Annotated in this window: 13 protein-coding genes; 1 reads left to right on the top strand and 12 read right to left on the bottom strand. The window is 27.5% G+C overall.

The annotated features are described in order from the left end of the window. Positions 1-82: 82 nt before the first annotated feature. The 8 genes from ACH36K_RS09695 to ACH36K_RS09660 all read right to left on the bottom strand — a co-directional run bounded on the left by ACH36K_RS09695 (position 83) and on the right by ACH36K_RS09660 (position 7,911). On the bottom strand, positions 83-853 hold the full coding sequence (locus tag ACH36K_RS09695; protein ID WP_411167431.1) for an ABC transporter permease: 771 nt from the start codon (positions 851-853) through the stop codon (positions 83-85). Next, the gene (locus tag ACH36K_RS09690) at positions 841-1,485 is read right to left on the bottom strand and encodes an ATP-binding cassette domain-containing protein (protein WP_411167430.1); all 645 of its coding nucleotides are present in this window, start codon (positions 1,483-1,485) and stop codon (positions 841-843) included. Before ACH36K_RS09690 ends, ACH36K_RS09695 begins: the two co-directional genes overlap by 13 nt. Before the next feature lie 766 nt (positions 1,486-2,251). Further along, positions 2,252-3,556, bottom strand: coding sequence for an MATE family efflux transporter (locus tag ACH36K_RS09685; RefSeq protein ID WP_411170683.1), 1,305 nt, complete (start codon positions 3,554-3,556; stop codon positions 2,252-2,254). A gap of 66 nt (positions 3,557-3,622) precedes the next feature. Continuing rightward, complete coding sequence (locus ACH36K_RS09680; RefSeq protein WP_411167429.1) at positions 3,623-4,441, bottom strand: MerR family transcriptional regulator; 819 nt, start codon at positions 4,439-4,441, stop codon at positions 3,623-3,625. Positions 4,442-4,480: 39 nt separating this feature from the next. Then, complete coding sequence (locus ACH36K_RS09675; RefSeq protein WP_411167428.1) at positions 4,481-4,609, bottom strand: hypothetical protein; 129 nt, start codon at positions 4,607-4,609, stop codon at positions 4,481-4,483. A 95-nt stretch (positions 4,610-4,704) separates the two neighbouring features. Then, positions 4,705-5,109 (bottom strand): arsenate reductase ArsC, encoded by a 405-nt coding sequence (locus ACH36K_RS09670; RefSeq protein WP_411170682.1) that lies wholly within the window; start codon positions 5,107-5,109, stop codon positions 4,705-4,707. A 174-nt stretch (positions 5,110-5,283) separates the two neighbouring features. Continuing rightward, complete coding sequence (locus ACH36K_RS09665; RefSeq protein ID WP_411167427.1) at positions 5,284-6,336, bottom strand: lipocalin-like domain-containing protein; 1,053 nt, start codon at positions 6,334-6,336, stop codon at positions 5,284-5,286. Between the two features lie 306 nt (positions 6,337-6,642). Beyond that, positions 6,643-7,911, bottom strand: a complete 1,269-nt coding sequence (locus tag ACH36K_RS09660) for an agmatine/peptidylarginine deiminase (RefSeq protein WP_411167426.1) — start codon at positions 7,909-7,911, stop codon at positions 6,643-6,645. A gap of 112 nt (positions 7,912-8,023) precedes the next feature. Between ACH36K_RS09660 and ACH36K_RS09655 the strand changes: the two genes are divergently transcribed. Next, positions 8,024-8,848 (top strand): MerR family transcriptional regulator, encoded by an 825-nt coding sequence (locus tag ACH36K_RS09655; protein WP_411167425.1) that lies wholly within the window; start codon positions 8,024-8,026, stop codon positions 8,846-8,848. Positions 8,849-9,050: 202 nt separating this feature from the next. On the opposite strand, the gene ACH36K_RS09650 is transcribed toward ACH36K_RS09655, so the two are convergent. The 4 genes from ACH36K_RS09650 to ACH36K_RS09635 form a co-directional block, all read right to left on the bottom strand. Further along, positions 9,051-10,100, bottom strand: coding sequence for a tyrosine-protein phosphatase (locus ACH36K_RS09650; RefSeq protein ID WP_411167424.1), 1,050 nt, complete (start codon positions 10,098-10,100; stop codon positions 9,051-9,053). Positions 10,101-10,282: 182 nt separating this feature from the next. Continuing rightward, the gene (locus ACH36K_RS09645; protein WP_411167423.1) at positions 10,283-10,933 is read right to left on the bottom strand and encodes a response regulator transcription factor; all 651 of its coding nucleotides are present in this window, start codon (positions 10,931-10,933) and stop codon (positions 10,283-10,285) included. A gap of 16 nt (positions 10,934-10,949) precedes the next feature. After that, entirely contained in the window at positions 10,950-11,585 is a 636-nt protein-coding gene (locus tag ACH36K_RS09640) for a hypothetical protein (protein ID WP_411167422.1), read from the bottom strand. Positions 11,586-11,596: 11 nt separating this feature from the next. Further along, on the bottom strand, positions 11,597-13,021 hold the full coding sequence (locus ACH36K_RS09635; protein ID WP_411167421.1) for a sensor histidine kinase: 1,425 nt from the start codon (positions 13,019-13,021) through the stop codon (positions 11,597-11,599). Positions 13,022-13,028: the final 7 nt, after the last annotated feature.

The following is a 13,028-nucleotide window of genomic DNA, read 5'->3' as shown; positions in this document are numbered from 1 at the left end:
ACCATTTATTTACCCAAGTTTTATTATTATAAAAAAGATTATGGAAAAATTTTATTGTTTTCTCCATAATCTTATTTTAATTTTATAGAAATTGTTTTCTATTATTATATAAAGATTTATATCCTAAATTTAAAGATAAAAAGACAGTTAGGCAAACAGAGGTACAGATTGCAATCATAATAGCTATTTGGTACATAATAGCTGTAGTAGGTACTGTACCAGATAATATTTGTCCAGTCATCATTCCAGGTAAAAAGATTATCCCCATTCCAACCATGGAATTTAATGTAGGAATTAATGCAGTTTCTAAAGCATTGTTAGCAAAAGGCTTTAAAATATCTTTAGGGTCAACACCTAAATTAAGCAATGTGTTAATTTTATTTTTTTCTTTGTTTATGGAATCCATGAAAGTTTTTATCCCAATGTTTATTCCAGTCATGGCATTACCAATTATCATACCTGCTAAAGGTATGGTATATTGAGGATCAAATATAGATTTTTTCACTACTATACCAACAAAGAAAAATAGAATAAAAAGCCCTGCAAATGTTAAAGAAATTCCTATTGCAAGTTTAAAATAATTGTTTAAGTCTTTTCTACTTCTAATTACTCTATTAATAGAAAATGTAATCATGCCTACTAGAAAAATTACAGTAAATATAGGTTTGGGATTACTAAACATATATTGAAGTATATAACCTACAATCACAAGTTGAACTGACATTCTTAAACTTGCAATTAAAAGAAGTTTTGTTTGATTAATTTTTGATTTTTTCATTATAAATAACACTATAATTAGCAGTAAATAAATAAGTGAAAACTGAAAAATACCAAGTTTAGCTACTCCTTCCACAGTTTGTCCCCCTTAACTATTTCAATTTTATTCTCACAGAAATCATCAACAATACTTTTATTGTGGCTTACTATTACCATATCAATATTCTTTTCTTTACAAAATTTTATTATATTCTCCATTACTCTATGGCTATTCTCTTCATCTAAGGCTGAAGTTGGTTCATCTAATAATATAACTTCTGGGCATAATGATAAAAAAATAGATATATAAACTCTTAGACGTTCACCGCCAGAAAGGGTAGTTGCATTTTGCTCTAAAGGAACGTTTACTAAGCAAAGTTCGGTAATGTAACGTACATAATCAATTGTAGGAATAGGTTCATGTCGTAGTGAATAAAAGGTTTTAAAATTATCTAAAATGCTCTCATCAAAAAGAAATGGTTCCTGTGAAACCAAGCTTACATTACGCCTTAAAACAATGGGGTCATATTCCTCAATTGCTTTACCATTATACAGCAACTCTCCTGATATTGGACTTATGGAATTGTTCAACAGTTTTAAAAAAGTACTTTTACCACTTCCGCTCTCACCAACAATAAAATTGATTTTACCTTTTTCAATTCTTACATTATCATAAGTTAAATTAGACTTGTAAATAAGATTGCTCGCTTGAAATAATGGTTCATTCATTATATCCACTTCCTTTATCTATATTAAAGATAATATCACACCTAGCATGCCAGATATTTCCATAAATCTATAAAATTAACTTTCTACTTGATTATTAAAATATCTTTTTCGAGTTAAATCCGCTCATTGACTATAGGGTGACAAATAATATCTCTCTGAAAGACATTCCTTTTAAATAATCTTCATATATCCTTGCATTTCTATTGGATACTCACAAAGAATTTCAATAACAAGTTCATTTTCATTTATATAATATGCTTCTAATTTCTTTTGGATTAATTTATAATTTAAATCTTCTAAAATAACTTCAGCTTTATTTTTATTTGCATTTACTCTAAATTTTTCAATATTTATATAATGTGCTTTTTCATTACATTTAGGAGAATTTCTTTTTACTATCGATAAATTTTCAGAAACTAGTTCCCATTGATATTTTTTTTAATAGCTCATTTTTCTCCTCCTAGTCATTCAATTTTTAGGGTTTGCAAAGGCTATTTAATCATATTTTTATAATAATGCAATAGCCTATGCTATACATTAAAAATATCTCTTGTCATAAATAATTCATCCAATCTTTTTTTCTATATATATTTTATCAACTCTACATACTACATAAAACCTCAATCTTGTTTCATAAATAAAAATGAGCCAATATGATAAAAATCATATTGACTCAATACTTTAAAATAAAGCCTAATTTATTTATGGTACGGTTCCTAATAAATATTGTTAACTTTCATTATTGTAAATTCATCACAGAATAATATTATTTATTAATCACTGAATTAAACTCCCTCTTATAATTCATATGGCTAATCATTACTACTAAGAACACTAATAATTCTCCACCTAAATTACTAAGCCATATGCCGTTATCTCCTATTATTCTTGGCAATATTAGTAAAGAAATTTGAGTAGCCAGAAATCCTCTAAATACGCATATAGTAGTTGAAATTTTGCACATTTCGATACTTTGAAAATAGGATGCTTTAACTATATTAATACCAGCAAAGAAAGTTCCTAGGCTAAATATTTTAATTGCATTATATGTTGTTTCTATCAAATCGATATTGGTAGTAAAAAATGATATTATCCATTTTCCAAATATGAGGAAAATAAAATAATTAACAAAGGCTGCTACAAGCGCACTTTTTATAGCTAATGAATAATAGTATTTAACTTTTTCCTCTTCTCCAGCCCCGTGATAAAAGCTTAATAGCGGTTGCATCCCTTGGGATATACCTACAATTATCATATTTATAACTGTTAATATATAGTTTATTATGCTATAGGTTGCAGCACCATTTTCCCCAATTCTCTTTAAAATTACCATATTAAAAGCCATTGTTACAACTGCTATGGTACACTCTGTTAAGAATGCTGGAAATCCTATTATTGTTATATCCTTAATTGCTTTAAAGGATATTTTGCATCTTTTAAAACGGAGGACTCCTTTTCCACTTAGAAAGTAAACAATTGCTATGGCCATGCTTACAAGCTCACCTAACCCTGTAGCAATAGCAGCTCCTATAACGCCCCACTTAAATATAAAAATAAATATATAATCTAGCAATATGTTAGTTAATGCTCCTGCTATCATTGCAAACATAGCAAGTCTTGGTGCACCATCATTTCTTAAAAAACAGTTTAACCCCTGGCTTAAAACTAAAGGTACAGAAAATATGAAACAAAACCTTATATAATTATACACATCCTCTATTAAAGAATCCGGTGCTCCCAAGACATAGGCTATAGGTTTTGAAAAAAATACACCTACTATAAATATTACGATTGCCACTATAATTAAGAATAAAATAGATTCATTAAATTTATTTATAGCCTCCTGTTTTTTACCAGCTCCTAAGTTCATCGCAACTAATGTTGATCCACCAACAGAAATTATTAGCCCTAATGCTGTAGCTATCAGGTTTGGTGGGAATGCTATATTTACTGCTGCTAGTGCATTACTTCCAACCCCTTTACCAACAAACATTCCATCTACAACAATGTATAATGACGTAACTAACATTCCAATTACAGCTGGAATTACATAGTTAAAAAATTTTCTCATCAATACAATCCTCTCCTTACAGAGAAGAATTATATACTCTACAACTATTGTAGAGTCAAGAAAATTTTAATTTGCAACCTTTATAAATAATTCCATAAAACATTTCTCTTTATCATCACAGAACTCTGAAGCTATATAGCTTTCATACAAAGTTCCTTCAACTCTTAAATTTTCATCCTCAATAAATTTAAAAAGTTGTTTTACATATTTTTCGTGGTTACTATAATAGTCAATATAAAGGATAGATGCATATAATCCTTCTTTAAGTTCACAAATCTTAATCTTTTCATCTTCTTCTATATCGTTATCCGTAATATTAAAATAAATATTATATTTTGCCTCTTCTTTTCTATTAAACTCTTCATAGTTTATTTCATATAGAACTTCCAAAGTCAAAAGGTCATTTAGCTTAGGAAGTTTATTTAAGGCTTTTCTAAAATTTATTTCTGCATCTTCTAAATCTTTATTAGCCATATTTACCTTAGCAATTTTCTTTTTAGGTTTTTCATTTAGAAATGCTGCTCCTAAAGATTTCGTAAGCATAGACTTTATGTATTGGCTTTTCTTTTGAATTAAGTTTCTTTGCTTTTGCAACTCCTTAATCTGTCTATCTATTTCATATTCTTGATTTTGTAAGAGTCCAAGTGAGTCTTCTATATTAACTTTGTTTGATATAATTTCTTTTATTTCTGAAAGAGATAATCCTAATTTTCTATAAAATATTATAAAATCTAATTTATAAAATTGTTCTAAAGAATAGTATCTGTATCCATTATCCTTAACTAAACTTGGTTTTAAAATCCCCAATTTATCATAATGTCTTAATGTTTGAACAGACAAGTTAGATAGTTTAGATATCTCTCCTATTGAAAAATATTTTTCCATAATAAACCTCTCTTTAATGGCACCCATATTAGTTATAACTTACATATAAAACCTATTATATATTTCTGTTTGCATTTCTCTGTGTATTGCCCAAACATTGCAATTTTGATTAGCCAATACTGAAACAGTAATATATTCTGTACATATATTTTTAAATTCAAGAGTCACTTACAACATCCCTATTATATAAAAAATAATTCTGTGTACAATTTTACCACTATAATATTGATTATAACATATATTTTCTTCTCACATGGCTCCTCCTATATTTCATTATCTTTAATTCTTCTTGCTAAATCTTTCACTTTTTCTTCTATAATTTTTGCAACTTTAATAAATTCTTCATCAGACTTACCAGTAGGATCTTCTAATCCCCAATCTTCAATATGATTAGCTAGTAAAACAGGACATACAACATTACATCCCATTTTTATAACAATATCTGCCTTTGGTATATCAGTAAGCAATTTAGATTTTTGAGTTTCATTCATATCTACTTTATATAAATCTTTTATTATTCTTACTGCATCTTGATTAATTTGAGGTTTAGTTTCAGTTCCTGCTGAATAACTTTCAAAAACCTCACTTCCGTATAATTTACCTAATGCTTCTGCTATTTGTGATCTACATGAATTATGAACACATACAAATGCTACCTTCTTTTTCATCATTAATATCTCCTTCTATTTAATTATTTGTAATAATTTATCTTCTTATGAACTCAAAAAAACTTGACAATTAAAAGTTTATTGTCAAGTTTTTATAGATTATATTAAATCTATATTAGAATCATACCATAAGCCAAATTTAGTAAAAATTTTCAAATTCATTATTTAAATATTTTATTTTAACATCATTATTTCATATAATGATTTGTCTTTTATTGTCTCATTTATATTCTTATAATTTATATTAATTTCTGTTTCACCATTAAACCTAAAATAATATGGATTAACTATCATCCCTGAAATTTTTCTTTTCAAAAATGGCAACCCACTTAATAAACTTCTATCCTCTATTAGCTCAGGATTAGATATACTAATTTTTATATTATCCTTCTCATCTTCCCAATTAAAATTCAATTCCTTAGGATATTGTTTACCACCTGGATGGGTAATATAGTTACTTTTTTCTAAAGTAAGTTTACTTCCATCACCTGTTAAAATTTTATCTCCCTTTGCAAACATAAATAAATTAACTCTTTCAGATCCATATTTTTTATCAGCTACCATTTCAAAAAATATTGCTTTGTAATCTCCTATATCTAATCTTCCCCAATACCAATGATTAATAATCTTAGTTAGTGGTACGTTACCCCAGTTATGGTCATGATACCCTCTTCCTGCTACTTCACGTTCCTTTCCTTCAAATTTAATTTTACCATTTACTGTTCCATATGGTATTGGTACAAACCAAGCAAAGAAGTCCTTTTTTTCTTCTCCAAAAAAGGCCTTTCCTACTCCAGGTCTCCAAGAAGGAACAACACGATTAAATTGTAAATCTGCAGATATATCTTCAAAATCTACATGTAAATTATAAGTTTTCAAGTCTCCTTTAACCCAATTATTAGCTACCTTGACATCACATTGCTTATCTGATGCAGAAAAGTCCTCTTTAGGAAATTCTACTAATTTTAAGTAAGTTTTTCCCTCCGGTGTTGTTATGCTAAGCTTTACAAGTGGTGTTAATGGTACCTTTATATTTGCATATGACTTTGTAAAAAATATAGCTACAACAGTTGTCCCATCATCTAAGTGAGCATCAAAATACCACCATTCAAACTTACCTGAACTAGTATCAATCCTAATTCCATCCTCCCAAATGGCAGGTTCTTCCTTTAGCCCTTCTTTTTCAAACCATTCTTTAGACATTCCTACCTCAAGTAACTTATTCATAAATATCTCCTCCCAATATTAATTATTAAAATATCCCCACTTAATATTATATCATTTTTAAAAAACACTATTACTTTATTTTCCAATATGGTTGACATTTATGTGTTTTAATTTTACAAAACCTAAATTTCATTAACACTTATCATATTAATGCTTTTAGAAGAAAGTCTACGTTACTTATGGTACGGTTCTCAGTATCATTTGAAAGTGAGGTTTATGTTGATATAAGCTAATAAACATATTGAACCAAACAAAGCAGAAAAATTTATTATAACATTATCTTATAACTAAACTTCTAATACTGACCTACTTACCATTTGAATGAGCAATATTCTTTGTAATACAATGAATACCCCCCCCTAAAATATTAAGTGCTGTTGTGTTTATAGTAATTACTTTTCTATCAGGAAAAATACTTTCTAAAACTTTTTTTGCTTGTTCATCTTTTTCCTTTATTGATAATGGAAGTCCTTCTTTCCAATAACTCTGACCTAAAACAATACCATTTACAATAAGGAAATTACAATAACTAAGTGCTGTTTGCATTTTAATTTTTCCAGTTGGGAATTGAGAACCATCTTTTAATGTATCTCCAACTAATCCTAAAGACTTTTGATGATTCCAAAGGTAGTTCCAAGTCTCATTTAATATATCTCCAGATTCTGCTGTTATATATATTGGATCTGGGCAAGGCATACGTAATATTTTAAATGGATTTCCATTAATATCTGTAGCATTTTTTAAAATTTCATATGCTTTATCTAATCTTTCTTTTGTAATTTTAGCAGAGTTTAATGTATTTGCTTCTTCATCACTTATCTCTGCAAGTAAAATAGTATTTTCACTTACAAATCGGCACATTTCATCAATATGCCCATTTGCTGATGCAGAACGATATACATTCTCTCCATCTACTACATCTAACACTCCTTCAAATCTATTTTCATCATCAAAAGTAGGATGTGGAACCCAAATTACCTTTTCAACATTAAATAATTGTTTAAATTCATCTTCAACTTGTTGTTTAGAGTATAGTGGATTACGCTTTGTTACCTCAGTATCTTCAATAGTAATAAGTACTCCATTACCATTAAACTCTTTATCACCACCCTCAGAAATAAGGTTAGAATTTATAATATCAAAACAACCAAGATCAATTGATTGATGTGCTGCTATCTTAGCCGAAGCAATTGAAATTTCATCAGTTCCTTCTTCTTCTCCATAAGTATTGAATTTAAAGTTTATAAGACGCATATTACCTTCCTCATCTATAAGGATATCTGCACCATAATCACGAGCCCAGCTGATTCTATCTTCATATTGTGTAAAACGAATTTTAGTTATATCCATTCCTGAATTTACTAGTTTTTCTTTACAAGTTGTAATTGATCCCTCTACACCACAATTTACAAACACTTCAACTTCATCAATAAGGTTCTTTATAACCTCTACAAAAACATCATGAACATTATATCCTTTTGTTGGATACGCATCTGCAGGCCAACAAAGCATAACTGCTTTCTGCTTCTCAAATTCTCCATAATATCTAAAAGTACTTTCATTTACCTTGTTCATTTTTTCTATCTCCATTTCATAAAATTATAATTTATACTTTCCCTTGAAGTCTAAATTCATACTCCTTATAATAAAGTATAGTGTTACACGATAGTCAATAGGAGGTTTCATTATGAATGAAAATAAACAAGTTTATTTTACAACTGGTGAATTTGCAAAAATTGTTGGTGTTTCAAAACATACACTTTTCCACTATGATAAATTAGGAATATTTTCCCCTGAATTAAAAGGAGAAAATGAGTATAGATACTATTCTGCTTTTCAAGTTGAACCATTCTTTGTTATATCTTCACTAAAAGAATTAGGAATGTCATTAAAAGAAATTAAAGCATATTTAGACATAAGAAAACCAGAAGAACTAATATCTCTTTTAAATACACAGAATGAAAAAATTGATAAAGAAATCAATAAACTTGTTGCTATAAGAGAACTAATTTCACAAAAAATAAAAAGTACACAATCTCTATTTAATATAAATACAGAAAAAATTTTTATATCAAAAGAAAAGAAGGAATTACTGTTTCTTACAAATGCACTTCCCAATACAGATGAACGAAGTATAGCTGTATCTTTTGCAAATCATATGAAACGTTGTACTGAGAACAATATTACTTCTCCCTTCTCTGTAGGACAAATAATCAATCTCCAAAGTATATATAAAAGCGATTATAATTCATATAGCTTTTTTTATACAAAAATTTTATCACCATTGCTAGACGCTAATATCTATTCAAAAGGGGAAGGTAGCTATTTAACTTCTTACCATACAACTGGTTATAACTCAATAGAAGAAACCTATTTAAAAATGCTTAGATTTGCTAGTGAAAATAAATTACTTTTAGATGACTATTTTTTTGAAGATGTCATTTTAGACGAATTATCGGTAACTGGATATGAAAACTTTGTTATAAAAATTTCTATTTTAATTAGGGAGTAATTATTATTTTTCTTTTTAACTAAATATAATTCAAGAAGGCTACACTCTATAATTAATTATTTAACTTAAATGAAGCTAAACTAATAGCCAGAATGTAGCCTAAAAGATCTATTTTTAGTAATCCAATTTTAGTAAAAACCTCATTTACTTATGATACGGTTCACTCTACATAATTCTAATTCATTGGATAACACGCCTAAAGCTACCACAAATAATCTTGCTGTAATCTAGCTCTCTTTTCTTTATTAAAGCCATATTCTTTTTCTAAATATTCATCAATAGAGCCGTATCTTTCTTTGATTGCATTTAAAGCACTTTCTATATATTCTTTTCTTACCTCCATAAAGACTTTGAAAATCTCTTTGCTGTCTTCATCCGTTAACAAATTGCCAAGAGATTTAAATAATGCTTCATTCATATTTGAGCGATATACATTAGTTAATAAATAGTCTTCTATAACAGTTTCCTCTGGTACTCCTAATGCTAGTAATACTAATGCAGAACCTATACCTGTCCTATCTTTACCAGCTGTGCAATGCTGAACTATTGGCATTTTATCTGGACATTCAATACACTCCATAAGCTTTTTAAAGGCTTTGTTATCAAATAGCATCTCTAGATAACACTTTTTAAGAAGATCCTCTAGATTACCTAATGCTTTTAAGCTTTTACTTTCCTTCATTAAGGAAAACATATCAAAATTAACATCACTATTATCAAAAGATTTTATTCCAGAAATATTTATATTTCCAATTCCTTCAATTAATGGATCTGGTTTTGCATTAACTTCACCCTTTGAACGATAATCCAAAATTGTTTTTATACCTAAACTTTTTAGATATTCTATATCTTCTTCTGTTAACCCAGCTAATTCATCAGAACGATAAAAAATATTCCATTTAACCCTTCTACCATCCTTTGTTTTATATCCTCCTATATCACGAAAGTTACTAGTACCATTAAATGGTACTAATACTTCCGCAACTATTTCTGAAAAATATCCCTCAGCTTTTAAAATAAAATAATTTCTTCTTGTAGTATCTGGATCATCAAAAATAACTTCGTATTTTTCTTCTACTGTTGTAATATATTCTTCAATCCCATTTATCTCTGGAGTTCTATTCCAGTAAATTTCAACCTGCTTAAGTTCTTTTTCTGACTTCCAACTAATATTTATTTTGTTATCATTAATCCTTGTAATCTTTACATCTTTAAAATATTTTTTATCTTTTTCTACCTTTAAAAAATCCACACTCACTCTCTCCTTTTTGTAGTTTACTTATTAAATTTTATTATATCACAGAAAAAGCACCAATCTTTCAAGATTAGTGCTTTAGCCTCTTAAACTCATATAATAAATTCTATTCACTATCCCTAAGGATGCATAAGGCCAACATAAAGATTGATTAATCTATAATAAAAGCTATTTTTCATTTAGTCTTCTAGCCTATAGCCTATTTTAAATACAGTTTTAATGTAATCTTTTAGCATCAATTTTTCTCTTAATCTTTGTACATGGATATCGACAGTTCTTGTCTCACCAATATAGTCAAATCCCCATACCTGTTCTAATAACTGCTCTCTAGATAGGGCAATATTTTTATTTTGCATAAACATCATTAATAATTCATATTCTTTTAAAGTTAAGTCCACAATTTCATTATTCTTCTTTACAACTCTTTTATTAGTATCTATTTCAAGATGTTTGAAATTTATTACTGTCTCATTCTTTTCATATCTTCTTGCAACTGCTTCTATTCTTGCTATTAATTCTATAATTTCAAAAGGTTTAACTATATAGTCATCTGCCCCTAGTCTTAATCCTTTAACTTTATCCATAACAGAGTCTTTAGCTGTTATAAAAATTACTGGAACATCTTTTTTCTTAATGGTTTCTATTAAATCAAACCCGTTGACACCTGGAAGCATAACATCTAATAATACTAAATCAATTTCTTCTAACTGAAATAATCTTTTTCCTTCATTTCCATCTCCAGCAACAGCAACTTTATGCCCTATCATCTCTAAATTTATTGCAATTAAATCTCTAATAGCAACATCATCTTCTACTATTAATATATACATTTAATCTTGTACCTCCCTATGTATTAAATGATATTAACTTTTTAGAGTCCATGTCAACTACAAACTCATAATATCCAGTATCTGATTTTAATAATAATATGCCTCTATTACCTTTATAAAACCCATTAACTACATAATCTGACGGGTCTATATTCATCTTTTTCATCATTGGTGTTGCTATTTCTATAAAACTATTTAAATCTTCTTGCTCTGCTTCTTTATCTAACCCCCGATTATAATACTCTTCCATCTCTTTATTTACTATAATTACCCATGCATTTTCAACTTTTTTTGTATTTGAATTAATTATAATATTGTATTGTGAAATTACTATATTATTTTTTATATTTTTCCAATTAATACTCCAATAAAAATCTCCATTATTTTTTGACAAATTTATTGCTTCTCTTAATTCATCTCTTATAATTTTTTCATTAAATCCCTCTTCAAAAACATTTTGTGCATATTTTATAGCCTCTTCCCTTGTAAGAAATTCTTCTTGCTTTTTTTCTAAATTCTTATTTTGATAATTTGTTAAATCACTTTCAGAATATATATTTCCTTCAACATATTTTAATTGCTTGCTACAACCATTAAAAGAGGAGACAAATAGTATTAATAAAAAGCATGTTAAATTTTTTATATAACTCATGTTCATCCTCCTTATATATTATTAAATGTTAAAATAACCTCTGTTCCTATTTCTTCCTTACTATCAATTCTTAGTTTGATATTAAATAGGTTACAGATTTCACTACAAATAGAAAGTCCCAATCCCATACCATTTTGTGATCTATCTCTTGCTTTATCCACCATGTAAAAAGGTTCTAATATTTTTTCTAAGTCTTCTTTCGGAATTCCACTTCCATAATCCTTTATTTTCACCTCAGAATATTCTTCTTGTTTTTTTAAAATTAAAATATCAATATTATCATTATATTTAGAAGCTTTGATAGCATTTTCTAAAATATTTTTTATTAATACAACCGTTAATTGTTTTTCTGCAATAATATAGCTTTCCTTAATATCTACATTTACTTTCAAATGAATATTTTTACTTTCTAACTTATTTCTTAATGCATTAATGGCTTGATCTATGCTATTTTTCACATTAACTTCTTCTAATTCTATAGTTTCATTTTTAATTCTTGTTAATTTAATTAATGTAGAGCTTAAATTTTCTAATCTACGTCCTTCTGAATTTATATATGATAATGCTTTTTCCTTAATTTCATCATTAATATTTGCCTTTAACAATAAATCTGAATATCCTATTATAGAAGTTATTGGTGTTTTTATTTCATGAGTTAAATTATTTATAAACCTTTCTTTTTCAATGTTCATATCTTCTAACTCATTCATTTTTGATTGAAGGGATTCTAGCATATTATTAAAGTTTTTAGCTAAGATTCCTACCTCATCTTTTCTACCTATATCTTCAGCTCTATTATCGTATTTCCCATTAGATATTTTAACTGATAAATCTGCTAGCTTTACTATTGGTTTAGTAACACGTTTAGATATTATATACATTCCAATTACTAAAAATATATTTATAAGAATACTTAATATAAAGAATAATTTATAATTTTCTATCTTTTCTCTATATAAGTAGTTAATATCTTTTGTTAGTACTAATTTATAGTCATTATTTTGTATTTTAAACTCTGACCCTACTAACAGTACCTTCTTACCATTGTCATCTCTTATGGTAAAAAGCTTCTCTGAACCATTTATTTTTTCTAATAACTCATTAATTCCTTCAGGTTTATATTCCCTTGTAGAAGTAATAAGCTCATTTTGAAGGCTAAATATTTGAATATTCTCAATATTGGATACATTACTATATACATAGTTTCTAAGTATTAATTCAATATTGTCAACGCTCATTTCAAAATTTATTAAAGGATTAGTATCGTAACTTAAATATATTGAGTTAATTATGTTCTGTTGATTTTCTATAGCATCAGTTATCGTTCTCTCCAAATTAGAATAGTGCATTTTCTCAATGAATATTACTCCTATTCCTGTTATTAAAATTATTGTTAATGTTACGGAATATAAAAATATCTTTTTCCAAAACTTCATATAATTC

The organism is Clostridium sp. MB05 (assembly GCF_046581255.1).
Lineage (GTDB): Bacteria > Bacillota > Clostridia > Clostridiales > Clostridiaceae > Clostridium.
The sequence above is the reverse complement of the archived record's forward strand: the minus strand, read 5'-3'. Positions and strand labels throughout refer to the sequence as shown.

Coding starts and splice junctions, on each gene's coding strand:
- ACH36K_RS09665 (WP_411167427.1), bottom strand. CDS start 6,336: ATGAATAAGTTACTTGAGGTAGGAATGTCTAAAGAATGGTTTGAAAAA.
- ACH36K_RS09670 (WP_411170682.1), bottom strand. CDS start 5,109: ATGAAAAAGAAGGTAGCATTTGTATGTGTTCATAATTCATGTAGATCA.
- ACH36K_RS09640 (WP_411167422.1), bottom strand. CDS start 11,585: ATGAGTTATATAAAAAATTTAACATGCTTTTTATTAATACTATTTGTC.
- ACH36K_RS09690 (WP_411167430.1), bottom strand. CDS start 1,485: ATGAATGAACCATTATTTCAAGCGAGCAATCTTATTTACAAGTCTAAT.
- ACH36K_RS09635 (WP_411167421.1), bottom strand. CDS start 13,021: ATGAAGTTTTGGAAAAAGATATTTTTATATTCCGTAACATTAACAATA.
- ACH36K_RS09645 (WP_411167423.1), bottom strand. CDS start 10,933: ATGTATATATTAATAGTAGAAGATGATGTTGCTATTAGAGATTTAATT.
- ACH36K_RS09685 (WP_411170683.1), bottom strand. CDS start 3,556: ATGAGAAAATTTTTTAACTATGTAATTCCAGCTGTAATTGGAATGTTA.
- ACH36K_RS09680 (WP_411167429.1), bottom strand. CDS start 4,441: ATGGAAAAATATTTTTCAATAGGAGAGATATCTAAACTATCTAACTTG.
- ACH36K_RS09660 (WP_411167426.1), bottom strand. CDS start 7,911: ATGAACAAGGTAAATGAAAGTACTTTTAGATATTATGGAGAATTTGAG.
- ACH36K_RS09655 (WP_411167425.1), top strand. CDS start 8,024: ATGAATGAAAATAAACAAGTTTATTTTACAACTGGTGAATTTGCAAAA.